Annotated in this window: 25 protein-coding genes; 11 read left to right on the forward strand and 14 right to left on the reverse strand. The window is 43.9% G+C overall.

Features of this window, described 5'->3' with window-relative positions; genetic code table 11:
* Nucleotides 1–157: 157 nt before the first annotated feature.
* Genes QUA20_RS08025 through QUA20_RS08035 form a run of 3 tightly spaced genes read left to right on the forward strand, consistent with a single transcriptional unit; the run spans nucleotide 158 to nucleotide 2,229 of the window.
* On the forward strand, nucleotides 158–754 hold the full coding sequence (locus QUA20_RS08025) for a COP23 domain-containing protein (RefSeq protein ID WP_333187397.1): 597 nt from the start codon (nucleotides 158–160) through the stop codon (nucleotides 752–754).
* A 50-nt stretch (nucleotides 755–804) separates the two neighbouring features.
* Nucleotides 805–1,428, forward strand: a complete 624-nt coding sequence (locus QUA20_RS08030; RefSeq protein ID WP_333187399.1) for a COP23 domain-containing protein — start codon at nucleotides 805–807, stop codon at nucleotides 1,426–1,428.
* Nucleotides 1,429–1,464: 36 nt separating this feature from the next.
* A complete protein-coding gene (locus QUA20_RS08035; RefSeq protein ID WP_333187402.1) occupies nucleotides 1,465–2,229 on the forward strand; it encodes a tetratricopeptide repeat protein in 765 nt (254 codons plus the stop codon).
* A 131-nt stretch (nucleotides 2,230–2,360) separates the two neighbouring features.
* On the opposite strand, the gene QUA20_RS08040 is transcribed toward QUA20_RS08035, so the two are convergent.
* Together QUA20_RS08040 and QUA20_RS08045 are read right to left on the reverse strand one after the other, a co-directional pair.
* On the reverse strand, nucleotides 2,361–2,774 hold the full coding sequence (locus tag QUA20_RS08040) for a hypothetical protein (protein WP_333187405.1): 414 nt from the start codon (nucleotides 2,772–2,774) through the stop codon (nucleotides 2,361–2,363).
* A 15-nt stretch (nucleotides 2,775–2,789) separates the two neighbouring features.
* Nucleotides 2,790–3,209, reverse strand: a complete 420-nt coding sequence (locus QUA20_RS08045) for a hypothetical protein (RefSeq protein ID WP_333187408.1) — start codon at nucleotides 3,207–3,209, stop codon at nucleotides 2,790–2,792.
* Between the two features lie 167 nt (nucleotides 3,210–3,376).
* Between QUA20_RS08045 and QUA20_RS08050 the strand changes: the two genes are divergently transcribed.
* Entirely contained in the window at nucleotides 3,377–4,507 is a 1,131-nt protein-coding gene (locus QUA20_RS08050) for a tetratricopeptide repeat-containing serine protease family protein (RefSeq protein ID WP_333187410.1), read from the forward strand.
* Between the two features lie 29 nt (nucleotides 4,508–4,536).
* Here the strand turns inward: QUA20_RS08050 and QUA20_RS08055 are convergent, their stop codons facing one another.
* Together QUA20_RS08055 and QUA20_RS08060 are read right to left on the reverse strand one after the other, a co-directional pair.
* Nucleotides 4,537–4,710, reverse strand: a complete 174-nt coding sequence (locus QUA20_RS08055) for a DUF29 family protein (RefSeq protein WP_333187412.1) — start codon at nucleotides 4,708–4,710, stop codon at nucleotides 4,537–4,539.
* Between the two features lie 40 nt (nucleotides 4,711–4,750).
* Complete coding sequence (locus tag QUA20_RS08060; protein WP_333187414.1) at nucleotides 4,751–6,403, reverse strand: FAD-dependent oxidoreductase; 1,653 nt, start codon at nucleotides 6,401–6,403, stop codon at nucleotides 4,751–4,753.
* Between the two features lie 58 nt (nucleotides 6,404–6,461).
* Here QUA20_RS08060 and QUA20_RS08065 point away from each other — a divergent pair, with 58 nt between their 5' ends.
* From QUA20_RS08065 to QUA20_RS08075, 3 genes are read left to right on the forward strand one after another with little or no spacing between them, the layout of a single operon-like run.
* Nucleotides 6,462–6,632, forward strand: coding sequence for a hypothetical protein (locus QUA20_RS08065; RefSeq protein WP_333187416.1), 171 nt, complete (start codon nucleotides 6,462–6,464; stop codon nucleotides 6,630–6,632).
* A 41-nt stretch (nucleotides 6,633–6,673) separates the two neighbouring features.
* Nucleotides 6,674–8,374, forward strand: coding sequence for an AAA family ATPase (locus tag QUA20_RS08070; protein WP_333187419.1), 1,701 nt, complete (start codon nucleotides 6,674–6,676; stop codon nucleotides 8,372–8,374).
* 56 nt (nucleotides 8,375–8,430) lie between these two features.
* Nucleotides 8,431–9,627, forward strand: coding sequence for a 5-methylcytosine restriction system specificity protein McrC (locus QUA20_RS08075; protein WP_333187421.1), 1,197 nt, complete (start codon nucleotides 8,431–8,433; stop codon nucleotides 9,625–9,627).
* A 91-nt stretch (nucleotides 9,628–9,718) separates the two neighbouring features.
* Here the strand turns inward: QUA20_RS08075 and QUA20_RS08080 are convergent, their stop codons facing one another.
* Nucleotides 9,719–10,723 carry a phosphoribulokinase gene (locus tag QUA20_RS08080; RefSeq protein ID WP_333187424.1) on the reverse strand — a complete coding sequence of 335 codons (1,005 nt, stop codon included), beginning with the start codon at nucleotides 10,721–10,723 and terminating at the stop codon, nucleotides 9,719–9,721.
* A 678-nt stretch (nucleotides 10,724–11,401) separates the two neighbouring features.
* Between QUA20_RS08080 and petH the strand changes: the two genes are divergently transcribed.
* The 3 genes from petH (at nucleotide 11,402) to QUA20_RS08095 (ending at nucleotide 15,401) form a co-directional block, all read left to right on the forward strand.
* On the forward strand, nucleotides 11,402–12,610 hold the full coding sequence (petH, locus tag QUA20_RS08085) for a ferredoxin--NADP reductase (RefSeq protein WP_333187426.1): 1,209 nt from the start codon (nucleotides 11,402–11,404) through the stop codon (nucleotides 12,608–12,610).
* Between the two features lie 182 nt (nucleotides 12,611–12,792).
* Nucleotides 12,793–14,109 (forward strand): homoserine dehydrogenase, encoded by a 1,317-nt coding sequence (locus tag QUA20_RS08090; protein ID WP_333187567.1) that lies wholly within the window; start codon nucleotides 12,793–12,795, stop codon nucleotides 14,107–14,109.
* Between the two features lie 440 nt (nucleotides 14,110–14,549).
* Nucleotides 14,550–15,401, forward strand: a complete 852-nt coding sequence (locus QUA20_RS08095) for a hypothetical protein (protein ID WP_333187428.1) — start codon at nucleotides 14,550–14,552, stop codon at nucleotides 15,399–15,401.
* Nucleotides 15,402–15,418: 17 nt separating this feature from the next.
* On the opposite strand, the gene QUA20_RS08100 is transcribed toward QUA20_RS08095, so the two are convergent.
* From QUA20_RS08100 to trpE, 3 genes are all read right to left on the reverse strand, one after another.
* The gene (locus QUA20_RS08100; RefSeq protein WP_333187431.1) at nucleotides 15,419–15,967 is read right to left on the reverse strand and encodes a hypothetical protein; all 549 of its coding nucleotides are present in this window, start codon (nucleotides 15,965–15,967) and stop codon (nucleotides 15,419–15,421) included.
* A 118-nt stretch (nucleotides 15,968–16,085) separates the two neighbouring features.
* Nucleotides 16,086–16,970 (reverse strand): PhzF family phenazine biosynthesis protein, encoded by an 885-nt coding sequence (locus QUA20_RS08105; protein WP_333187434.1) that lies wholly within the window; start codon nucleotides 16,968–16,970, stop codon nucleotides 16,086–16,088.
* Between the two features lie 75 nt (nucleotides 16,971–17,045).
* Nucleotides 17,046–18,593, reverse strand: a complete 1,548-nt coding sequence (trpE, locus tag QUA20_RS08110; protein ID WP_333187437.1) for an anthranilate synthase component I — start codon at nucleotides 18,591–18,593, stop codon at nucleotides 17,046–17,048.
* Between trpE and QUA20_RS08115 the strand changes: the two genes are divergently transcribed.
* A complete protein-coding gene (locus tag QUA20_RS08115; RefSeq protein ID WP_333187439.1) occupies nucleotides 18,572–18,859 on the forward strand; it encodes a hypothetical protein in 288 nt (95 codons plus the stop codon). The two genes, trpE and QUA20_RS08115, sit on opposite strands and share 22 nt — an antisense overlap.
* Here the strand turns inward: QUA20_RS08115 and QUA20_RS08120 are convergent.
* From QUA20_RS08120 to QUA20_RS08145, 6 genes are all read right to left on the reverse strand, one after another.
* Entirely contained in the window at nucleotides 18,783–19,646 is an 864-nt protein-coding gene (locus QUA20_RS08120; protein WP_333187442.1) for a GNAT family N-acetyltransferase, read from the reverse strand. The genes QUA20_RS08115 and QUA20_RS08120 overlap by 77 nt on opposite strands.
* Nucleotides 19,647–19,809: 163 nt before the next feature.
* Nucleotides 19,810–20,235 carry a photosystem I reaction center subunit II PsaD gene (locus tag QUA20_RS08125; RefSeq protein ID WP_333187443.1) on the reverse strand — a complete coding sequence of 142 codons (426 nt, stop codon included), beginning with the start codon at nucleotides 20,233–20,235 and terminating at the stop codon, nucleotides 19,810–19,812.
* A 299-nt stretch (nucleotides 20,236–20,534) separates the two neighbouring features.
* Complete coding sequence (locus QUA20_RS08130; RefSeq protein WP_333187446.1) at nucleotides 20,535–21,035, reverse strand: peptidoglycan-binding protein; 501 nt, start codon at nucleotides 21,033–21,035, stop codon at nucleotides 20,535–20,537.
* A gap of 1,227 nt (nucleotides 21,036–22,262) precedes the next feature.
* Nucleotides 22,263–24,251: a DICT sensory domain-containing protein gene (locus tag QUA20_RS08135; protein ID WP_333187449.1), complete on the reverse strand. Its 1,989-nt coding sequence runs from the start codon at nucleotides 24,249–24,251 to the stop codon at nucleotides 22,263–22,265.
* A 564-nt stretch (nucleotides 24,252–24,815) separates the two neighbouring features.
* Nucleotides 24,816–25,127, reverse strand: a complete 312-nt coding sequence (locus QUA20_RS08140; protein ID WP_172190716.1) for a DUF2973 domain-containing protein — start codon at nucleotides 25,125–25,127, stop codon at nucleotides 24,816–24,818.
* A gap of 158 nt (nucleotides 25,128–25,285) precedes the next feature.
* On the reverse strand, nucleotides 25,286–25,615 hold the full coding sequence (locus QUA20_RS08145) for a DUF2605 domain-containing protein (RefSeq protein WP_333187452.1): 330 nt from the start codon (nucleotides 25,613–25,615) through the stop codon (nucleotides 25,286–25,288).
* Between the last annotated feature and the right edge of the window lie 150 nt (nucleotides 25,616–25,765).

Below are 25,765 nucleotides of genomic sequence, written 5' to 3' on the forward strand. Positions count from 1 at the left end.
TGGTTAAGGGTTCAAGGTTTACGCAAAAGCAAAAAAGATTCGTTGGCGACAGCCCATTCTTGAAAGCTTATTCACCGAAAGGATATGGAAAGCGTACCTTTTACGGAAATGTCACTGTGTAGTGTGAAGTTAGCTCTGTAAAGTTTCCATAAAGACAATGTTAAATAGACAAATAGGTAAGCCTGTTGTACTTGCAACCGTGCTTGCATTAATCGTTGTAACAGCTATTGGTACTTACTGGCTGGAGCGGGGGGGAGTTAGGATTCCTTGGAACAGTCGCTTTGCTTGTGAAATTCAACCAGACACGACAGGGGATAATAAAATTTATGTAGTGACTTATCGCAATGATAATGGCAAAAAACCTTGGTTGAAGATAGTTAGAACTTTTGGTGACGGATGGACACAGAGTAAGCGTTGTGAATCAATTGTAGAACGTTTAGAAAAACTCCGAAAAGATGGGCTGATGCAGTTAAGTTACCGTACCGATCCAGCTACACCAAGGCAGTACATAATCTGTGCCAATACCAAGAAAAGTGGACGAGGTTGCGAACTACTCATCACTCTAATGCCTGATGATGATCCTGACCAGACATTGCGTGAGATAGCTGATGCCCTTCTATTGAAGAACATTAACTCTGGTGTCTATCAAGGTTCTGATCCTGACTCTCCATCTGCCAAAAGTTCTCCATCAGGGGAGTTAGTCATTGATTTGACCGATAAGTTAGCAATTGAAGACCGAATAGCTGGCAACTAAACTTTTCCACCAAATAAGTCCTTAAATTAAGTTGGATTAAACTAGGTAAAATGACAACACGAAAAGAAAAAATCAATCTAGCTGTAAATATTATAGGTGCCTTATCCGGTACAGGTGGTTTTCTGATTGCCCTAGCTGTCTACATGGGTTGGGTTCCCGTCTCTTTGGTTGTCAAAGAGAGCGATCGCTTCTATTGCGCTCTCCAACCTAGCTCTACTCAAGGCAAACCTAGCTCTACTCAAGAGAAAAGTGTTTGGACGGTGATGTATCGATACGATGAAGGGACAAAACCTTGGTTGAAAATAGTTTCTGTTCTTGGTGATGACTGGCCACCTGAAAAGCGATGTCGCGAAATTGCAAAGCGTTTGGATCAATACCGAGAAGAAGGATTAACTGAGTTGACTTATCAAAATGCTCCGAACACACCCAAACAATACGTTATCTGTGCCAAAACTAAAAAAAGTGGTTCGAGTTGTCCCGTACTGTTAACACTCAAGCCTGGTACTAATCCTTACTCAATACTTCGAGAAATGGGTGAGGCTCTTTTACCGAAAAACCTTATAACAGTTACACCCCAAAGTTCTGAAGGCGAAGTGTCATCGATTGAAAGAGGCTTGTCATCTGAACCCTTAGCCATAGATTTGGCTTCTCAACTAGCCGAAGAGGATCGATAGCTAGCAATTTCTCTAATAACCGCAGAGCAATTAATTATGAAATTGAGATCCATCATCCAAAAAAGCTTATTCGCGATAGCCGGATTAGGAACATTAGCAGCAGTAATAATTGCTGTCATGTTGGTTTTAAATCCAGACCGATTTTATGCTCTCAAAGGACTTGTTCTAATGCTATTAAAACAGAATCATGAAGCTCGTCAAGCTTGCGACAAAGCAATAGAAATTAAGCAAGACTCTGGTCCAGGATGGAGCTGTCAAGTGTGGTTGCCACTGGTATTGGGACAATATAACGACGTGGTTATCAATTCAGAACAGATAATTAAACTGTTTCCTGATGATCCAAACCTTTGGGAGTTTTGGAAGTGGCGAGGATTTGCTTTAATGGAGTTAAAACGGTATGATGAAGCACTGCTCTCCTTAAATCAATCACTTCAGCTCAAGTCTGATGATGCTGACACCCAGTTATTTAACTGTAGAACATTGTACAACTTGCAGCAATATGATGCAGCACTTCAATCTTGTAATCGCTCGCTAGAGGTTAAAGGTTTATATAGTACCTTAGAGTTAAAAAGTTTGATACTTCTTAAACTAAGGCGATATGAGGAAGCGCTCTCTTCATATAACCTCGTGATACAAATTAACCCCAATGACTCTGAGATCTGGAATAATCGAGGTATTGCTCTGGAGAATTTGCAGCGATATAAGCAAGCTATGCGTTCATTTGAACAAGCAATAAAAATTGATCCCAGTAACGAGGTAGCAACCTATAATCGCCAACGATTAAACAAACAATTAAACTAAACAAATTTTGTATGATGGGCTTGTTCCCCATAATAAAATAACATAGACCGAATCAAAGACATAGCTCTCAGACTGACCTGAAAGAATGATAAATCTTTGGATGTTATTCTTATTAAATTACACGGTCTTCTCTAAGCTCGAAAAGCATTTCTTATTCGAGATCTGCACATATATATGATAATAATAGTGTTGAACATAAAACCTATTAAATTTTGTAATTTCATCTCCGATGAAATTACACTTAAAAACGAAAGAGTTGGGTAAATAACTATTTGTCCCATCCAAGCCCATTGCTTCATTCTCCACTCACTAATGGCTAATCCCATAAAAATTAATCCCTGAATAACTAAAAAAAATCCCACTTGTTTGAAAACAGCTTCCGCATTAAGAGGAAAATTGCTTTGTTGAGCAAAGATTAAACCTAATTTATAAGTGACAATCCTAAAACTACCAACACATATAACTAAAACTCCACCAAATATACAAAAAACAGAGCTAGCAAAATTTAAAATAGCGAGCAAGCTAATACCTAATGGACGATTCATTGTTTTTAAAAAAAGCTAATCAAACACAAAGTCTACTTTTTTTTGCTTAACTAAGTATACAATAATACTTAGCCCTAAACCTAGCATAATATAATTATGTATTAGAGGTCGTGGTGTTAAATCGATGATTTGGAGACAAACATCAATAGCGCTCAAGGCTAAAGCACCTTTCCAGCTCCATTTTTTTCGTTTCCATATACGCAAACTTAACACAATAGAGGATAGACCTAAAACAATATAATACGCTCCTAATGCTCTAAATAAATAGTGGGCATCATAGGGGCCCATATATAAATTAACGCCTACTTCTTGCTGAGGTATCTTGAGTATAACAGTAAAACTTAGATGGATGATTGAAGCACCCCAACCAACATAAAAAAAGCCAATGACTAACCGTAAGGCTGCGATAATAACGATACTTAAAGGATGGTTCATTTTGTTCTATTTGAACTGACGGCGCTTAAAGAATGTACTATAATACTTGGCAACAGTATCTTTTACGCTTTCTGTGCCAGATGCCCCCAACAGATGTTCCATGACTTCCCCGTATTATACACTGTGTTTTTACTTCCGCCATAATACGATCCTTTAGGAAAAGAGTGATGCGTAGAATAACTTGGTTCTGGTTTATTATTCCTGAGCTTGCTGCTCTCTTACTCGTTGGCTGCACTCAGGGAGAGCCTGTTGAAAGGGTAGAACAAAAGATAAAGCAGAGTTCGGTTATTATCCAGAGTCAAAAGCTGGATCTGCGAGAGCAACACGGAACGGGCTTTTTTATTCAAGGTACTGAAAATGCTTGTACAGTTTTGACTGCTGCTCATGTAGTGGCTTCGAGCAAAGATTTAATTCCTAACTTAGACAATAAAACCTCGAAAACTCTAATCAAGATAAATCTTGAGATTCAAACTTATGACAACAAAGTTTGGTCTGCTTCCAACGTCCAACAGCTACCTAAATTAGACTTAGCAGTGGTCACTTTTTATATTGGAAAGGGTGGCTGTCCTTATAAAGCTCTTCAGTTTAAAAATTTCGACACTATTAAAGAAGGTGATGAAGTGTTTATTGCTGGATACCCTGTTAGTAAGGAAATTTCCTTAGAATTTGAATGGGTTCCGGGAAAAGTAGATTATATTGATGATAGGGGCTTTGAGCAGGGTTATAAAGTCGCTTACAATGCTAGGACTGTTGGTGGAATGAGTGGTGGGGCGGTAGTGACACCTGATGGTAAAGTAATTGCTGTTCACGGCCTTGGTGACGATAAAGTTCCTAGACTGGCTGCCCTTAGTCCAGGGGAACTATCCCAGAGACAACAATCACAGGTAGAAAAAGCTCAAAAGCGGTATAGAAGTAGCGTTATCACCAAATTTGGTTGGGGGATTCCAGTTAATGCTTATTTAGAAAATTTGCCAGACATTTCTTTGATACCCACTGAACCTACAGCAGCAGATTGGGTAAACTTAGCTTACGCTAAGTATCTTGCAGGAGACTACTTCACTTCCTTAAAAGCTTTTGACGAAGCGATTAAGATGGCGCCCAAAGAGCCAGGAATTTGGTATCATAAAGCAAAAATATTATTCGGAATGAAACGTTATAAGGAAGCAAGTTTTTGTTTGAGAAAATTTCTTGCTTTTGATAAAAGGCTTCGCGATAATTCCTATAGTGAAGCTCAAATTCTGCTCTTGTTATTTCTCCTAGAAAGCCCACAAAACACTGGAGTGTGGCAGTCGCACTGATATTTTGAGTGGCTGTACAGGGATCTTATCTACTTGTTACTAGCTAACTCCCCCTCACTCAAAGGTAAAAAATCAACAGCTAAAACCTCCTCAGCACCAAACGGTGACCCAATCGGAAAAACCTCTAACTCCAACCCCGTTTCAATCGCAGCCATTTGCCGAGCATTCTGATAACATTCCCCAAAAACCTCCTCATAGTTCATACCCCACAATAAATAATAGCGGTTAAATCCTCATTAATATCTATTTCACCTCCTTATAATCCACTCCATAACTCGTATCTCTCCCTGACAAATACGTCGTTTTCCCCGTTAAAGTCTCCAGAGTTTTTTTCGTTTCAGCCGAAGTAATCGTATTCAGCGGCACCCCGAACTTGCTAGCCAAACCAGCGGCCACGCCGACACCTTGTCCTTGATAAATATTCACCGTCGCAATTCGCCCGACGGATACAGCCATACCCACATAACCGGACGATCGCCCGACAATGGCTAAATTCTTGACTTTGCTAGCCAAAGCGTTTTCTATGCCGAAATTATACACTGGGAGCGGCGGAATTCTCGCAGATAAATTCTTGACTCCGCCCCGCATATCGAAATCGTAAGAAAAACTGCCGATCGACTTTTCGGGTGCAGTTCCCCCTTTGATAATCTCCTGCCCCGTCAGCGGATCTACCACATCGCGAACGTTCAAAGTTTGCCTGATATAAACCTCGTCTGGAATAAATACTCTCACATCTTTACCAGATTTCTTTTGTAGCCAGTATTGGAGAAATGACATTTCTCTAATCATCTCAGGAGTCGGTTTTCTGCCGTTAGCTTCCATCTTCATGATTTGGTCAACTTGGTATTTAAACAGAAACCCGTTCCAGGAGAGCACATTTTTGTTATAAACGCAGACATTGCCTTTATCAAAAAAGAATCCTTTATTTTGGCTAAAGGGCAGATTTCTGTCTATGTGATACGCTGCTCCTATAGCTACGCTTCTGATGTCGTAGCCGTCTGTATATGGCTGATAAATCGTACTCCAGAAATTCCTCATCCAGAATTTTGTACTAGCCGGATCTTTAGATTTCATAATGCTGTCTTTAATCTTTTTTACCAAAGGCCGATTGTATAGAATTTCATCTTCTATGCTGCGGAATTCGGACATCGTTATACCCGTAATTCTCGGAACTACAGAGACAGCTAAAGTTTCATTTTTGGATTTTATATTTTGAGATTCATATCCTGTATAATAAGATAACCCTGCTTTTCTGGCGAATTCGGCATCTTGAGTTACGTCAATAAAAGAGTTGGCTTTAATTATTAGATTGCTGCCTTTTACTTCGGCATATTCAATTTTTTTATCTACGACGTGGGGAGTAAGAGTTGAGTTGGAAATTACTCTGACTTTTGCTGCTGAAAGCATTTGCCGGAGAGCTTGATCTGCCCTTTTTGGGTCTAAGCAAGATTCGCGCGCATTCGCTTTATCTAAGAATTCCTTAAAACATTGGGCGTAGGGTTGGCGGTACCAATCGGGGATTTTATCTAAATCGATGTAAGCTAAACCGCCGCGAGTGAGTAAGCCGCCCAAAGGAGCACTTCTGTAGTTCGATCGCACGATCGCAACTTTGCCCTTTGCGCCTAAAGTTTTCTTAGCCCATATCGCCGCACATATCCCCGGTACTTCATCGCCATACACTACTACATCGAACTTTTGCTCCGGTGATTTTTTGCGAGGTACGGGAGGCGGACTGCTGGATTTTTGGTGCAGAGTTCCATTGTCTAAGGTGGCACTTGCTGGGTTTCTATTTGCGATATAATTTTCTGCTTCTCTGAAAGGGGGATAGTTAACTAAAAGTTTTACTGCGACAAAGAAGATTGCAATTGAAGCTAATTTCTTGAAAGTAGAGAGCATTCAGTTGACTCGTTTATAAATTTGCAATACCTGAAAGGGCAGTTCAGGGTTTACGGAGTTGAATATAGCACGTTTAGATAGTTTCGACACAGTTTTAACTTTTCCGGCAACTGTTGTTAGAGGTTTTGCCAGTGTTACTGGTTTGGCAGGGCAATTGATGAGGGTAAGGATGGGGGGTGCGATCGCATCTCAGATATCTGGTGTCGGGAAGGGCGATCGGCTACAATAATTTAAGAACAACAATTGAGTCACCTTAAACATACAGAAAAAATGGAAAAAGTTTTTGTACATCCTGAATGTCCTTTTTCAGAAAACACATTTAACCTATTGGCACAATTTAATGAAAATCCCAGCTCAAGTTTTTACATTGCACACAAAAAAGATTTCTTGAAAGATGTAGAAGAGCCATTAAAGTATATCTTCAGCCACGTGGAAGAGTTATTGCCTGATTATATCAAAAAAAATATTAATATCAGGTGGGATAGGTTTGGATATTTCACTGAAAAAGACCGTTCGCAACCAATTATTTACAATATAGCGTTGGATTGTAACGATTTCAATTCTCTAGATCGATCTCAGTTAATGCTAAGACTTGAAAACCACAAGTTAATTTTTGGATTTGAAGTCCACAATTACTATTTAGTTGATATGTTAAACAATTATAAATGTTTTTTGAGGGACAAACTAGGTGCTAGAGAAATCCTCGATCGTTACAAACTTCCAAATAAACATCATTGCTCTTTGATCTTAAAAATAATTCGTGGTAATTCCGAGGCAGCGGAATTTAGTAGTATAATAATGAAAACTCAAAAAACAATTTATGAATTATTAGAAAATATTTGCTTTTACTGGCAAACAACATCCCCCCCTAGAGTCCCTAAAGTTAGAAAAAAATTTACTAATATTCAGGTTGCTATCTCACTTGAAGCAGAAGGAATATTAGGATATTCTGCCAAACAGTTAATTCATCAAATAGCACAAACCTTTAAAAAGGTATTTCCATTATTGTTGATGTCTTGTTATGATGATTGTCATGATCCTTGGTATGATGAGCGTCCTTTGGATTATGAAAATGACACCTTACTCCTTTATATTCGGGAATATCTTTCAGTATATGAAAAGGAATTTAATCCAGTGCATCAACTAGAAGCAATTTCACAAACTACTGGTTTTAAAACAACCCAACTAGCCCAATGGATACACACCATTAACCGCAAAGGCCAAACCATCATCCAAGGCCCACCCGGAACCGGAAAAACCTTCCTTGCTCAAAAACTCGCCCAACACTTAATCGGTGGCGGTGACGGTTTTTCAGACATTATCCAATTTCATCCAGCTTATACTTATGAAGACTTTATTCAAGGCCTCCGCCCCCAAAGTCAAGATGGGCAATTAACTTACCCAATAGTTCCCGGTAGGTTCCTAGAATTCTGCGAAAAAGCCGAAGTCTGTGAAGACACTTGTGTTATCATTATTGATGAAATTAATCGCGCAAATTTATCTCAAGTCTTTGGCGAGTTAATGTATCTCCTAGATGACCGACAGGACACAAAACGCTTTATTACACTAGCCAGCGGTCAAAAGTTTAGAATCCCTACGAATGTCCGCATTATCGGCACAATGAACACCGCAGACCGTTCTATTGCCTTAGTCGATAACGCACTCCGCCGCCGCTTCGCATTCATTCCCGTTTATCCTAATTATGAAGTCCTGCGACAGTATCACCAGAGAGAGGAAACAGGTTTTCCAGTTGATAAATTAACTAACATTCTAGAAGATGTCAATCGCGCAATTAACAACAAACACTATGAATTAGGAATCTCCTTCTTTTTGACAAAAACCTTAGCTGAAGATATCCAAGATATTTGGGAAATGGAAATTGAGCCATACCTCGAAGAATACTTCTTTGATAACCTGGAAAAAATGGACGAGTTTCTTTGGGAGAATATCAAGAATAAATTGGGCTATTGACAATCTAACGCCGTCATTAACGCTGATACGGTGGCGTTACCGCATCCACCACAATTATGAAACCAGAATCCCGCCGAATTATCGAACTTAAAGAATATCTATTAGCAACTTTTGAACAAGACTCAATCCCAGAATCAGTAGGACAGAAAATATACCATAATTATGCTAAGGAAATCGAGATAGAATTTCCCAACTTTAAAACAAAATATCAATGGCACTTAAAATCTAAAGGCAGAGTTGGCAACATTCCAATCACTCCAGAATTTCACATTGCCATCCGGCCAAAGGTTCCCATAAACAACCTCTTCGGAATGATTGACTATGCCTACAACCTTAAGATAAAATTTCCCCAAGGATCGATTCAGTGCCAATCTTTACAAGAAAGTTACGAGAGATTAGCTAACATTCTTGCCCAAAAAATTCTAGAACGCTGCCGCAAAGGATTATATCGCGATTACTTATCCAAAACCGAAAGACTCGCCTACATTCGCGGCCGCGTCGATTTGCGGTCAGCCCTGCAAAAACCTTGGGATGTTAAACTAAAATGCCACTATAACGAACAAACAGGCGATATCGAAGACAATCAAATACTCGCTTGGACACTCTTCATCATTGGCCGCAGCGGTTTGTGCCGTGAATCTGTTTCATCCACTGTGCGAAAAGCCTTTCACGCACTCCAAGGATTTGTTACATTAACACCTTTTAAATCAGAAGCTTGTATTGATAGAAATTATCACCGTTTGAATCAAGATTATCAACTTTTACACGCCTTATGTCGATTCTTTTTAGATAACACAGGGCCTAGTCACGAAAGTGGCGATCGCGAAATGCTCCCTTTTCTCATAGACATGGCTAATTTATATGAACAATTTGTGGCTGAATGGCTCAAAGCAAATACACCAAAAGGCTTTTTTGTCAAACAACAACACCGAGTCACCCACGATCAAAACTATTTCGATCGGATTGACTTACTGCTGTGCGATAGTGAAACAAAAAAAGTCCAATACGTCATCGATACAAAATACAAAGCTCCCGATAAAGTAGGCAGTGATGACCGTCATCAAATAGTTGCTTACGCAAATGCCTTAAATTGCCAAAATGCAATTCTCGTCTACCCGCAAAACCTCAAACAGCCACTAGATATAAAAAATGACGATATTCGAGTTCGCAGTCTAACTTTTTCCCTAGATAGCGACCTCCATGAAGCCGGAAAAACCTTCTTAACCTCTCTATTTGCAAACACCCTCCCCTAACTCTACTCTGCGCCCTCTGCGCCCTCTGCGGTTCATTTTCCCACAAAAAAAGAGGCGCGATCGCGCCTCTCAAATCTTTCATGTCTGCGTTCTAAACACTCATAGCAACTTTCGCTTCTTTTGCGGTCAACTTCTCGTAAGTCGCCCGCATCTTCAATCCCACTAACACTTGGAACAAACCAGTTCCATTGTTAGAACCAGGATATTCGCGGTGCTGGAGCAACAGGTGAGTTAACTCGCCTTCATACTTCGCAGAAATCTTGCTCAAATGGCTTTCGATGTAAATAACTTCTTCGAGATTCTCGAATTGACCATCTACTTCCAAAATCGAGACTTCGTGACCGTAGAAAGCATCGGGCCCGTAGTACATCTTAATTCCGGGATAGGAACAAGTCAGCTTGCGACCGCAAGGAACCCAGTTAATTGTTGAACCTTCGTCAAACAAATACGCAGGCTCAAAATTGGCGATGCCTTCGCGCTGGATCATCTGCACGCGCAGAACTTTCCGCTCCTTGTCATCTTTGATCAAGTTGGTCGGCAACACTTGAATTACCACATCAGCATATTGCTTTTGCGGGTCGATGTAGGCGGTAAAATCCGGTTTGCGAGCATTGATCGCAAACAGCACGTCTTCGTAACGGTGGCCCCGTTCCGCCATGTCGCGCTGGATTTTCCAAGCAATTTTTACCTCGTCGCTGATGTCGAGGTAGACGCTGAAGTCGAGGAGCGATCGAACTCGCTCGTCGTAAAGGGGATGCAGCCCTTCAATCACAATCACGTGATTCGGCTCTACCCGCTCAGGAGGATCGAGCAGACCGGTTTCGTGGTTGTAAATCGGCTTGTCGATCGCGTGACCTTCTTTGAGCGCCTTCATTTGCTCGGCCATCAGGTCAAAATTGTTCGCTCTCGGGTCAAGGGCTGTAATCCCTGTTTCCTTGCGCTGCTTGCGATCGAGACAATGATAGTCGTCAAGGCAGATTACCGTAACGAAATCTTCCCCGAACAAATCTGTCAATCGGCGCAAAAAAGTAGATTTTCCGCATCCGGAGTCTCCGGCAACGCCAATTAAAACCACGCGATCCGGCTTACTGGTCATAGTTTCCCTCTAACAAAATCACTGTTTACTAACTAACTCAAGTCTAGATTCCACAAAATTTCAGTCCCCAGATAGCGACAAGCAGGCTTTGTGCGGCTTTGCTACCCCGAGACGATGGAGTTCTCACCAGCATACAGCAGTCAGTTGACTGCCTGCCCGGGAAGACCCAAGCAATCTTCAACGCAAGTAATTAATACTAACTTTAGTGGTTAATCTTACCAGAATGCATCGGCCCCCTACAAGCTCAACCTCATTAGCTGGTGAAATCCTCCTTTAGGCTGTACTGCATTTAAATTGTATATTTCAATCCCCTATTCCCCCTAGAGTCAAATCCTCGAACCCTCTACCTTCTACCCCTCCCCCTCGAATCCTGTCCCCGAATCCCCAAATCAGAACGACTTATCGGGGCAGATCCCCCGATCGGGTAAAATATTTGCAGTACGCAGACAACAATAGCTATAGGTCAACAGCCGAACGCAAGAGGGCTCGGTGAGCGCGGCGTTCGGCTAGTAGGGATTGGATACGCGAGCGATCGCAACTTCAACACTCCTGCCGGCGTGGCGAGGCCCAAAAATTGGCGCGGCCAATTAGTCCCGATGGCCTTAAGAAAAAAGTAAATTGAGTCTAACGTCACATTCTCTTTCTTTATAACTCTGTATCGTGAAGGAAAATCAACAAATGTACAGCCCAAGCATATCTGGTGTTGCGGCAAACTCAGAATCAGGCAGCCGCATCTTTGTCTACGAAGTGGAGGGTATGCGTCAGAGCGAAGCAACTGACCAAACAAGTAACCCGATTCGCCGTAGCGGCAGCGTATTTATCTCCGTGCCCTACGAGCGCATGAATCAGGAAATGCGCAGAATTGCTCGCATGGGTGGCAAAATCATCAGCATCCGCCCCTCAAACAGCGCTCCCGAAACTAATAATGGCAAAGTCGCACCAGAAGCAGGGCTACAGAGTCAGAAATCTGGAGAAAAAACTAAGCCCATGACTCAAGCCAAGGAAAAAGTTCAGGTTCCTGTTAACATCTACAAGCCGGCCAATCCCTATATTGGTAAGTGCATTTCTACAGAAGAAATGGTCAGAGAAGGCGGCGAGGGTACAGTCCGTCACGTCAAATTTGACATTTCTGGAGGCAAGTTACACTATCTCGAAGGTCAAAGTATCGGGATTATTCCCGATGGGACTGATAAAAACGGCAAACCTCACAAAATTCGCCTTTATTCGATCGCCTCCACCCGTCACGGAGACGATGTAGACGACAAAACAGTCTCTCTGTGCGTCCGCCGCCTAGAGTACAAAAGCCCAGAAACAGGCGAAAAAGTCTTTGGTGTTTGTTCGACTTTTCTCACCGGTTTGCAACCTGGAGATGATGTCAAAATTACCGGCCCTGTAGGCAAGGAAATGTTATTGCCTGACGACGAGGAAGCCACCGTGATTATGATGGCTACCGGTACGGGTATTGCTCCTTTCCGGGCTTATTTGTGGCGGATGTTTAAAGAAAACAATCCAGATTACAAGTTCAAAGGTTTAGCTTGGCTGTTCTTTGGAGTTGCTTACACTCCCAACATTCTCTATAAGGAAGAGTTGGAGCAATTGCAACAAGAATTCCCCGATAATTTCCGCTTGACTTATGCCATCAGCCGCGAACAAAAAAATGTTGACGGCGGCAAGATGTACATTCAAAACCGGATTCAAGAGAACGCAGACCAATTGTGGGAATTGGTTCAAAAACCAAATACTCACACTTATATCTGCGGTTTGAAGGGTATGGAAGGCGGAATTGATGAGGGAATGTCGGCTGCTTCTAGCAAGTACGGCGTTGACTGGGCTGGCTATCAGAAACAGTTGAAGAAAGAGCACCGTTGGCACGTTGAAACTTATTAATCTGTTACCTGATTTAATCTGATTTGTAGGGTGGGCTTGGCTCGCCCTACAATTGTTTTTAGGGCAATTGTATCCGACTTGTAAGGTACTGAATGCGTACCCTACAATACTATTTTGATTGCTACGGTACGGGAATAGCCTACAATGGTTGTGGCTTAATTGAGTTTCTACGGGTCAAAGTCGTGGCTTTCAAAATTGGTTTGTTAGGTTTGGGTACAGTTGGCGCGGGAACAGCAGAGATTTTGCTCTCCCCAGATGGCCGCCATCCGCTGTTGCAGGAATTGGAAATCTATCGGGTGGGAGTGCGCGATATTTCTCGAACTCGGTCTTTACAATTGCCAGAAAATGTGCTGACAACTGACCTAGAAGCGATCGCAACTGACCCGGAAATTGATATTGTAGTAGAATTGATTGGCGGATTGGAACCGGCGCGATCGCTCATTCTGCAAGCTATTGCCAGCGGCAAGCACGTCGTCACTGCCAACAAAGCAGTTATCGCCCGCTACGGAAATGAAATCTTCGAGGCCGCCAACAAAAAAGGCGTTTACGTAATGCTAGAAGCTGCTGTCGGCGGCGGCATTCCGGTCATTCAAAGCCTCAAACAATCTTTAGGTGCAAACCGCATTCAAACTGTCACCGGCATCGTCAACGGCACAACTAATTACATCCTGACGCGGATGCAAACAGAAGGCGCAGACTTTGCCGAAGTGCTCGCCGACGCCCAGCAATTAGGTTATGCTGAAGCTGACCCCACAGCAGATGTAGATGGATTAGATGCGGCCGATAAAATTGCTATTTTAGCCTCGCTAGCTTTTGGTGGACGCATCAAATTAGCAGATGTTCACTGCGAAGGTATCAGAAAAGTTAGTGCGGCTGATATTAACTACGCCGACAAGCTGGGATTTGTGATTAAATTGTTGGCTATTGCTCAAGAAACCTCCCGCTACAATGGCAAGCAAGCGGAGGGAGAAAGCGAACTGCTGTCAATTCGAGTGCATCCTAGTTTTGTGCCGAAAACTCATCCGCTGGCGAGTGTTAACGGGGTTTACAATGCAATTTTAGTGGAAGGAGAGCCGATCGGGCAATTGATGCTCTACGGGCGCGGCGCGGGTGCGGGACCCACAGCTAGCGCCGTAGTATCCGACATTATAAATGTGGCGGCCATCCTGAAAACCGAAACTGTTCCGATTCCTCATCCTTTGCTTAGTTGCAGTCACCAACACTACTGCAAAATTGCTTCGATGCAGGAACTTGTTACTCGCTTTTACGCCCGTTTTCTGACGCGCGATACTCCGGGGGTAATTGGCAAACTCGGCACTTGTTTCGGCAATCACAAAGTTAGTTTGGAATCAATTGTGCAAACGGGGATTCACGACGATTTAGCAGAAATTGTAGTCGTGACTCACGATGTTAGGGAAGGTAATTTTCAACAAGCACTAGATGAAATTCGCGCGATGGAAGCAGTCCATAGTATTGCTAGCACGTTGCGAGTTTTGTAAACGTGATTTGCTAAGGGCGGGCGGGTTTCGCATAGAATATTTGCTAATAATTGACGGCGTTGCTGATTCACGGTATGAATCACCTTTTATCGGAAGTTACAAAACTCACCCTCAAGCGGGCTTATAGCAATTGCGAAATCTTGAATTCATACCTGTATCCAGCAACGCCTAATTGACAATCTATAAAACCCGCCCTCTCGCCCAACGATAAATCCCGATGTACATTTGGCGGATTTGGTAGGGGCGGGTTTCACAGACAATATTTGCCAATCATTGACAATCTATAAAACCCGCCCTCGCCCAACGATAAATCCCGATGTACATTTTTCGCATTTGATATAACTAAAAGTTGATGTGGGCGATCAGTTGTGTGGGGGCGGGTTTATGTAGATTGTTTATAGTAATTAAATATTGTTGGTAAAACCCGCCCCTACCAGATAATGAAAGGAACTGAATTGGATTTTGTCGATCGCCAAACGGGAAGGCACTTGCTAGATTCCCTCTACGAAAAGTTTGCAAAACCCCAACTGCACGATACTTTTAAACCCAATAACCCTTCAATTTACATCCGGCACGAGCAAGGGCAAGTTATTGATGGAAATTATATCATAGAAAAAGTGTTTGAAGACTCTCGCACTGGTTTTTATGCTGAAAGTCGCGTTCCCATTTCTGGCAAAAATCCGCCTGTTATGGTGATTCGCGGATACGGTTCTTGGTATCCTTTCGAGCGCGTTTTGGAAGATACGCCCGATGTATTTATGGCAAAACTAGAACGCCAGTTAAAATCGGCGCAAACTGCGGGTGCTATTGATTGGATAAAGCAGCAATTTCACAGCGGAAATCCGCCGGATGTCATCGGAGAAAGTTTGGGCGGCAAAGTTGCTCAGCAAATAGCAGCAAAATACCCGGATTATATTAGATCGACTGTAATTTTTAATTCTTTGGGCGTTTCGGAAAAGTTAGCTAAAACTTCCACCGCTAACAATGTTTTTCACTATTTTACTTTAGGCGAAAGGTATGCTTTCTGGGCAAATGAAGGCGATTACATACCGGGAAGGATTTTTGTGATTTCCCCCAAAGGCAACAACTGTTGTTATAAAATCGAAGAGGCGATCGTCCGAATGGCGCGTTTTGAAGGCAAGTTTCTCAAAAGGCGCGCGATTGTGGCAATATTGGCTCAGTTGCTGTTGGTAAACAGACACAATGCGATCGTCCTGAACAAGCGGCGGCCGGTAGTCGTTCAGATCGATCGCACTCAATTGCAAGTTTTCCGAAAAAACCGCTTTGTGTAAACTCAGACAGAATTGCTTCAGGCTGCAGATGGCTGATTTTCCCGCGCTGCGACGGCGAGAACCAGACAAAGTGCCGATATCGCCTTTTCCCATTCTTGCTTTACGGCGATGGGTTGAACTTCATCAAAGGCGCTAACTAAACGAGGGATCGATCGCTCTAATGACGATCTAGGAATTGATTTGTGCAGATCGACTAAACGAGTTAAACTTTCTTGATTCTTCAAAAAACCGACTACCCATTTCGTAGCATGATCGGGACTGTCAGGGACGTTTTTAATTCCTAGTTCTGTTTGCAACCAATCGTAAAAAAGCGGAAGCTTTTGAGCTAAAACAGTTCCAGCAGTTGGCAAAGTTTCTTTTAGCAACCGACTATCCAGGCTTCCCAAGAGTTGCTTGAATTCCGGTGAATCGAGAAAGCTGGTTAATGGAAGTGAAAGCAGGGCTTCAGAAGCCTCAGGGGATACATTTAAAGTCCGCGAAAATGTTGGAAGCATTAAACAGTATGTGGTACGGATGACTTTTGTAGCGTAACAATCACGCGGATCGAGGAATATGAGGTAGCTCATATTAGCAATATTGTAACATCTAGATCGCCAAACAAGCATCTAAATCTAGCTGTACATATCTCCGTAGATCTGCGTAGATCTGCGTGTATCTGCGGTTAATAATTTCCCCTTAAATATTCTATACAAATTCTCCCTTAGCAACCATCACCACCTTACCACCAACCAAAACTGCTATTTCCCCTTCATTTTGGGCTGCTTGTAACAACAGCAAAGAAGGTCGATCGATTTCATAACCTTGCTCAACTCTGACATCAATCTTTGCTGCCCCATAATAAGCATATTCTACTAAATATCCAGCCAAACAGCCGTTAGCACTGCCTGTCGCCGGATCTTCAGGAATTCCTAATGAATGGGCAAAAACTCGGACGCTTAAATCATTAACGTCGCTGTAAGTTTCTGGGCAAAATATCAAAATTTCTTTTGCTTCCATTCTATCAATTAGATCAAAATATTTATCTAAGTTGACTTGAGCTTTTTTGAGCGACGCGAGAGTTTTTAATGGGACAATTATAAACGGCACTCCGGTCGAAACTTCTTGAATTGGGAAGTTTGGATCAATTTCATCTGGTTCTAAATTCAGGACATTTGCCAGACTTTCGGCTGATAAAACTTGACCAAAACTAGGCGGGTTTTGTCGCATCCACAAAATATCTGCCGATTCATTGTGATAATTAAAAGTAACTGGAATTTGACCGACGGCTAGATTGAGAATTACTCGATCGACCTTTTCGCGAATAATCTCTTGCTGCAACACAAACGCAGTCCCCAAAGTCGGATGACCGGCAAAGGGCAATTCCTTCTTGGGCGTGAATATCCGCACGTCATAGCCGCCATCTCGCGGATCGGGCGATCGAATAAACGTAGTTTCTGAATAATTGATTTCCCTCGCTATCAGCAGCATTTGGGCCTCAGATAGTTCGGCAACTTCAGCCCCGCAAAATACTGCTAGTTGATTGCCAGCATATTTTGACTCCGCAAACACGTCAACTATATAAAAATTCACATTTCCCTCGTTCAACAGTAGTTTGTGTAGCAGCGGTTTCAACCGCCGAGCATTAGAAAAGAAGTTTTTAACTTGCTACTTCAAACAGCGAATTGCTTCTAACATTCCCCTGGCTTTATTGAGAGTTTCTTCGTACTCCATATCGGGGTTAGAATCAGCGACCAAACCAGCGCCTGCTTGCACAGAAACCGAATGTTTATCGCCTCCTTGAGAACGAACAACCATAGTCCGAATTGCGATCGCACTATTTAACTGCCCCTCAAAATCATAATACCCGTAAACCCCAGAATACGGCCCCCGGCGACAACCTTCCAACTCGTGCACAATTTCCATCGCCCGAATCTTCGGAGCACCGCTAACCGTACCCGCAGGAAAACCAGCTTTCAACAAATCCCAAGCTGTCTTATCCTCAGCCAATTCTCCCACCACATTGCTCACAATGTGCATGACGTGAGAATAACGCTCGATTTCCATTAATTCGTCAACTTTTACAGTACCGTTTCGGCATACTCTGCCTAAATCGTTCCTGCCCAAATCAACTAACATGACGTGTTCCGCAATTTCCTTCGGATCTTGCAGCAATTCAGCAGCCAAAGCATCATCTTCTTGAGGAGTTTTACCCCGGCGGCGAGTGCCGGCGATCGGCCGCAAAGTTGCAATCTTCTTGCCGTCAGCAGTATTTTCCGCCTTCACCATAATCTCGGGACTCGAACCGATAATCTGCCAATCTCTGAAATTAAAATAAGCCATGTACGGAGAAGGATTAATCAGACGCAAAGAGCGGTAAAGTGCAAAAGCATCGCCGCTGTATTCAGCTTCCAAACGCTGGGAAATAACTACTTGAAAAATATCTCCCGCTTTGATATAATCCTTAGCCTTTAAAACATTGGCACAATACTTTTCACGGGTAATATTGCTCGTGTAAGCCAATTCTGTATTTCCTGTTGTCGAACGGGCATCTTGCCCGTTATTGGGAGGTGTCCATTCTATGAGAGTAGATTGCTGGGAAAGTGGCGATTGCAGCTTATCAACTAACCGAGAAACCCGATCGCACGCTTGCCCGTAAGCCTCCGCCAAATCAACGCCAACCTCGCGCAAATCCGCATAGGCGAGGGCCCAAATTTTTCGCTTCACCTGGTCGAAAATCAGCAAATTATCAACCTGCATCCACAACCCATCCGGCAAATCATTCTCGCTGGCTGGATGCACCGGAACTCGCGGTTCTATCCACTTAATTAACTCATAACCCCAAAAACCGAATAGCCCGCCAATTCCCGGCGGTAACTGCGGCAATTTGACGGGTTTGTAAGACTGCAAACATTCAGTTAAAGCCGCAAACGGATCGCCCGTAAATACTTTTTCGGAACCGTCGCGGTAAACTTGAGTTGTGCGATCGCCCTTAGCCTCCAAAATCCACAGCGGATCGCACCCTAAGAAACTATAACGCCCGAGTTTTTCCCCACCTTCCACCGACTCCAGCAGAAAACTGTAAGGTTGACCCGCACAAACCCGATACCACGCAGACACCGGCGTATCCAAATCAGCAACCCATTCTTGATACACGGGTACAAAATTTCCTTGTTTCGCCAGTTCCGAAAATTGTGAGAAATCGGGGAATATCATATATATCAGAAGGAAGAAGGAAGAGGGAAGAAGGAAGAAGGAAGAAGGAAGAAGGAAGAAGGAAGAAGGAAGAAGGAAGAAGGAAGAAGGAAGAGGGAAGAAGGAAGAGGGAAGAAGGAAGAAAGAAGAAGGAAAATGCAATCCGGGCAATAATTTCAGCGATTAAAAGCGCCCTAACCGTCTTGGTACTCAATAAGCAAAAGACGGAAACCAACATCCCTCCGGCGACTGATACTCGCCAACTGCCATCACCGCCATCGGCTTGAGGACACGCAGCCCCTCTTGCAAGCACCAGCGAAACAAACTTGCATACCTCAGCGGCAAGTGAAAAGAAAGCAATTCTTCTGAAATGTACGCAGCAGCCCCCAAGAGCAAAGCCTGCATATCCGCTTCAGTTTGGGCGACGCTGTGGCTCAAAGCAGACACCGCACAAGTATAGGCCACAATCTGACCTTGCCGGCAGGCAACGAAGGCAGAAAAGTCATTCAGGGCCTCTTCAATCTCCGAAGTTCGATCGCACCCGCACAGTTTTTCGCACAAAGCGGCACATTCACCAACATCCTCACTAGCCATCGGTCGCACCTCAAACCCATGCTGCGGCTGGCTGCGAAACTTGCCCTGCATTAACACGAAAGGTTCCTTCACCTCAAAACCCAAAGAAGCGTACAGCGACAGCGACGCCATATTAAAAGATTCTTGAACCAAACGGATGCCCACAGCGTCCTGTCCGCGTTCCAGCAAAGCTTTCATGATTTCCCGTCCCGTGCTGCGGCCTTGAAAAGTTCGATCGACACTGACGGGCCCGATACCGCGAATCGGGTTGCGTTCGTCCATAAATCCGCAGCCGACAACGGCACCGGAACTCTCGGCTACTATGTCAAAAAACAACGGACTTTCGATCAGAAAACCAATAATTTCAGTTGAAAACTCCAGCGTCGGAAAATCTGTAGGAGGGAATTGGTGGCGATCGGAAATATCTTTAAAAGCTTCATAATTAATGCGAGCGCAAACATCGATATCAGAAGGCTCCGCTCGCCTGATTGCGACATTCATTTTTAATTTAACGATTAACTTTTAATAAGATTAGAAGTTTGCAGTAGTATTTGGGCGCTGCGGGCTTAGCCTCCCGCGCCAGAATACTACTGCAAAAACAAGTTTACAAGCTGAGCCTTACAGGGAATATTACCTATGTTTTGCTCAGCCATGAACTCATCGTCTAAGGATCGAAAGTCTTCTTACCGCTGAACTTGAGCTTAGCCGGATTGGGATTGCTGCCAATATTGCGGTCAATCTTACCGTTGTAGGGACGACCTTCGTTCACCTTCTCAGGGAACACGCCATCCTTGGGATGCAGGTACTCAGTAGAACCGTCAGGAAAGACGCGGTAAATTTTGTAGTTCGTGATTTTGAATTTTGCCCGCAGTTGCTGCCCGCCCAAAGCGATGCACTGCTCCTTCCGGGGAAGATGCAGCAAGTTGTCGCCTTGACGCATAATTGCAGCGCCGCCACTCGGCATTTCAAACACCTGTTCCTTGGGGCTAGTCCAAGTGATCGCGTACTTCTCTTCAACTAGCGCCTTGGTCAGCAAGCCGCCGGTGCTGCCGCCGAAAAGAGGGGGTTGTCCAGTGAGTTCTTCTGCCATAAACATATCCAAAGGATTTTTACGGCATCGTATCATCATGACGCGACACGGCTGTCGAAATTGTAAGGAAAGTTAACAGTTTTTGGGCGATCGATCTTTTCAGATAATTAATAATTAGTAGTTGATAATTGATAATTGCTAATTTCCACCAAAGTTAGAAAACAGAATTAATCAGCACGAATCGCGAAAAAATAATCAAAAAAAAACAGCAATTATTCGGGTGCTTGTGGCGCACCCGAATAATCGCACATTCCCCCAATTACCCCCCAGACACGATCGAACAATTTACCGCGTCAACCTTAAGTCAAGAACCAATTAGGGTCATAGCCGCGCGGAATTTGACTCAAAGCAGTCCAAGTTTCTCGATCGACAATCCCGTCGGCCTGAATGCCAAAGCTTTGTTGAAATGCGCGAACAGCTTTCTCGGTCAAAGTAGAAAACTCGCCATCAACTTTACCGCCATAATGCTTGGAAGTTTTGAGAACTTCCTGAACAGTAGCGACTGCTTTTCCCGAACTGCCTAATCTGAGTACCGGCATATTAACTGGAGCTTCAGTATAAAGCGCCTGCCAAGTCAGCGGCCCGACAATGCCGTCCGGCGACAAGAAAACCCGAAACTGAAACAGTTTCACAGAAAATTCAACTGCTTTGTTAAAAATTCCTTTAGCAGGCTGCCGGTAAACTTGCAACTTCGTTAGCAGTTGTTCGAGTTCCAATACAGCTTTACCTTGAGAACCTAATTGCAGTTGTGGCTTGTTGGCCATAGCTTGAGTAGATTTCATCTGGCTTGTAGGTGACATAATCGATTTTCCTACCCTCTAGGTTTGAGTATTCTTATTGGAAAAAAGTTTTTCCGGGCGAAACATTTGATGCTAAACTTTTCACGAATCAACACTGGCGGTGGCAGTGCCTCAACAGATTCGATCGACTTTTACCATCTCAGGACTTGTGTACAGGAGACTTATACCATTTTAGATTTTAGATTTTAGATTCGGCATGACTGATTACTATCGGGGTTTGCAGCTTACCTACAGTTGGATTCTTTTTTTAAACTGATATTAATTTTCGGCAGCCTCCCTAGGAATTCTGTCGCCAAACCGGGTTTAAGAAGGCAAGCGCGTCCTGAATCTGCTTTAATACTTTCTATCATAAAGCTGAACACCGCGCAGCCACATCACCTTTAAGGCCTATCTCACAGGGTGAGGGTTGAGGGTGAGACTGGGTGTGGCAGCGGAGGCGGGTTCTGCCGTAAAAACTTTTCTGTGCTATCCTGTCTCGGTCGATCGATTAACTCGATCGAGACTTGCGCGCTCCAACGCTCAGAAACCCGATTTTTTCAGTTTGTTCCAAGGCTTTAAGCCAATATTTTATTTAAAAAACCCAGTTTTTCTCCAAGTGTTGTTAATCGGCGCCGCCAACATACTACAAAAGATTTGTTATAGGACTTACGGTAATTTACCAAATTTATAATGGCATTCTGGACAGACCAATCATATATAGCAATCTTTGCAGGAGTCGTATTTTTTTTACCCCACCCCAACCCTCCCCGAACCCGCTGGGAGTCCGCAAAAAATTCACAAATGATGCGAGGATTGCGATATTTATGAATTTGATTGCTAATACTAGCGATGCTTCGGAATAATCCCATCCGGGCAAAACCCAGCCAAAAATTGAAAACATTCCCAATACAATTACAATTTATATGGTGGTGTTTGCCAGCAATAACAGAAAATTATCGACACGATTGTGATTCGGATTGCTGACGGCGAACTGGGAATACCGGAATTAGTTCAATAAAAATTGTTTGCGCCATTTTTTACAACTAAAGCAGGCAAAGGTACGGGATTTAAAATGTTGATTATGGCTGCGATAGTAACTAAAAAACCTTGGAAATGTGGGAATATTGGTCATCGCTAGAAGGTGGAACAGAGTTGGCGATGGGTATTCCGATTTAGGGTACACCGAGGGGTAGTTTGCAGTAATCAGTCATCAGTGATTAGCGATCGGTTAACTGTTATCAATTGAGTCTAAACAGTGGGAATAGTAAAGTGAAATTCACTTCCCCGGTCTTTTCCTGCGGAATCTACCCAAATTTTACCGCCCCAGCCGGCAACAATCTGCTTGCAAATTGCCAATCCCAAACCGGTACCGCCGGCGCTGCGACGCAAAGCTCCTTCTTCTTGATAAAATCGATCGAACACTACTTTTAAACTGTTCGCCTCTATTCCCCTCCCCGTATCGGCTACGAGCACTTCCACCATCCGAGAACCGTTACATTGAGCTTTAACAGTCACGCTTCCCTGGGGTGTCGTAAATTTGCAAGCGTTGTCTAGCAGTTTGGAGAGAACCTCCACCAACCACTCTCCGTCAGCTTGCACTAAAGGCAATTCTGCCGACACTTCGGCGATAATTTCCGGCAACTGTCGATCGACCGTGCGCGATCGCACGCTGCTGAGGGCCAAATCAACGCATTCTTGCAGCGTCAGCGATTCTACATTCCATTGAACTCGCCCGCTTTCTAAGTGAGAAAGAGTTAAGAAATCCTGCACGAGTTTCCGCATTCGATCGGCATCGCCGAGGGCAGTTTCTAACATGATTTGCCGCAATTCAGCGGGCATATCTGGTTCGGAGTTCAAACTTTCCAAACAAACTTGAATTGTAGAAAGAGGGGTGCGGAGTTCGTGTCCGGTGATGGCAATTAGATTGCTGCGAGTGCGGTCTAATGCTTCTAATTGTTGGTTTAGTTCTTCTAAATGAGCGTAGGTTTCTGCTTGAATTAAGGCTGCTCCGAGTTGGGTGGCGATCGCCTCTACTAAAGCAATTTCGTCTTCTTCCCAAGGCAAAACCGCTCGGCACTGGTGCATTTCCACCATGCCCAAAACCCGCCCCTGATAAAGCACTGGCACCATTAACCAAGAGACAATTTGCCAATTTTTTACAGTTTTTTCCAGGTATTGTGTATTGACAATCAGCGGGTGTTGTGATGTGTCTTGGATGTAAACTCGCTCTTGCCGCGCCACCGCGTCGCTCCATATTTGATTTTCCTGCAACAGCCAAGTCTGATCCAGCAGGGAACTAGCGCCCGGAGCCAAAAACTCGCCATCGATTTTGACCGCCACATCTGTGGCCTTGCACCGATAAATCAAACATCGGCTTGCCGACAGGGCAGTGCCCAGTTCTTGGACTGCAACTTCGACGATTTCTTGCGGGTTGAGAGACTGCCGCATTGCCGCGGTAATTAAGTTTACGAGGCGTTCTTTGCGTTCCTGAGCGGCGATGGCGCTGTATGCTTTGAGCAATTTGTGCTGGCCTGCTTGCAAGTAGGTTACTAAGCGTTCGGTAAAAGCATCGCTCAATTTTGGATTGGGAATTTTTGAGTTTTTTGGCGCACTTATGTCGGGTTTTGCGGCTTTGGAGGCGGCGGATTTCCTCGTTTTTTTCGGTGTTTTGACTAGCTTGTAAGTAGTTCGCGCTCGATCGATCTTTTCTGCCAATTCGGGGCGATATTTGACAATTCTATCGAGCAACAATGCGGCAGCTTTGGAGCTTACCTCGCGGTCGAACGTCCAAATTCCTTCAAATCTGCGAGCTTGATCCATCACCAGCGGCCCGCGCTCGTCTTGGTTTTCGATCGGCACAATTTTTTCTTGACAAATCAGGCAAGTGGAGTAGTGTTCCCCCAGCACCACTAAGTGCCACTCTTTACTTAATCCGTCCTCCGGTGCAAACGCCACAGTTTCGTGACACTCCGAAGCATTTTTAAAGTCAGTTTCCGGTGCTGCCAGCACGTATACCTGAGAGGATCGCGAGGCCATTCGCCGGTAACGGTGAGCTTCCTGGCGGTAGAAGCGCTCTCGCTGAAAGCTTGCAATGACTAGCGGTGCGTCGGAACCCGCCAAAACCAAGTCTTCCATAGCGTGAGACAGGGCTGTCATGGAAGATTTGAAATAAATTTGTGCGCGCAGTTGGGGCAAAGCTTGCAGAAGTTCTGCCAGTAGCGAAATAGGGACGATCATCTAGCCTTAAACGTGCATTTTTGCCGATGACAAAACAGGATCGATAGGAGGTTTAGATCGATCGCTTTTCAGTATCTGATACATTTATGCGTCATAACACGACTGTTTAAGTCATATCATGCTGGCAATATCACTTAGACGAATCTAAGCAGAGGTATCGCTCCAAGACCTTGAGATCTTCCCAAAGTCACCTGCTTTTACGTCTAGGTTTTGACGCTAACTCATCTATTCAGGCTTGGATTCGGGCGTTAGCACTCTCACCATTCAGACTTGTTAGGCACCGCTTGCGGATATCTTGCATTATACTATTCTGGAGCTATTTGATATCAGTGCGATCGGTATAGGTTTTTGACGAGCGAGCTACTTGGTAATTAAACTTTATAAAAGCACAAGTAATTGGCTATTAGTTAAAAACTAACGACCAATTATTTTGAGGACCGATCCGAAGAAACCCGGTTTTTACCCACAATGTATGAATAAACCGGGCTTCTGACACCGAGCGTGTAAGTCCTATTTTTTTTTGAGGCATCGCGCCTGAGTATAAATGCTGCGGCTGTGGTTGTATCAGGCTAGTTCGCCCCCTTCGTCGTTGCCTCCCGGAGATGATTTGTAGAGAGCATCTAATTGTTCGCGGGCGTCTTGGACAGTCAGCGAACGCATCACTAACAGTGGCTCATTGACAATGTTGCCGTGTTCGTCTAAAAGTTCTGGATGCGGTACAGATTGAGATCGAGGAGAGGATGCGTAGGGATTATTTGCCCTGAATTGTTGAGGGCGCTGGGACTCCATACCTACGGTGACGAGACTGCGGATTAAGTTACCGACTGCCAGAAAGGCAAGAACGGTAAAAGCTAAAATATAAAGCAGGTGCAACATTATTTTCTCCTCCGGGCTAAACAGCCACACAGCAATTTACAAATGTGTTTCAGCAAGTAATAACTTATTAACGGGAAATCTGTTTGAGGTTGTCAAGTCAGCCAACACATTTCCACAAGTTTGGGATTTGAGTGCAAGTTTAACTTGAATTCGCTTCCTTATTTTCCTGGGGGAGCTGACTGCAATGAGCGAAAGCGCGCCGATACTTGCCAGCATTCGGCGAGCAGTCTGTGCCACGGCATCAGCGCTGCGGTTTCAATGCCAACTTGACCTGCTGTTGCTTGAAATAGAGCTTTAGCCGCGCCTACTTCTTGCTGAGCCTGTTTGACTCGCGCCAGCAAGTCAGATTGATCTTCGCCGCTGAGAAAGGGAATTTCCTCAGTTTCTAAGAGCTTTGCCGATCGGTCGAACCAGTAATTGAAATCCTCTAACAGCGGTTCCAGTAACGCTTTGAGCAATTCTGATTCGGGCAAGTTGGAATTAAGCATGGATCAAAAATGGGTTATTTATCTATTATAGTCTTAGACGGTCTTTACAAATTGTAACATATTTTTAACAAACATTCAAAAATTTAACAACAATTAGCAGGTGGGTGTGAATAAATTTAATTGTGTCAGCAGCGATTTTTGAGTCGAAAT

This window comes from Microcoleus sp. Pol7_A1, from assembly GCF_036701085.1.
GTDB classification, from domain to species: domain Bacteria; phylum Cyanobacteriota; class Cyanobacteriia; order Cyanobacteriales; family Microcoleaceae; genus Microcoleus; species Microcoleus asticus.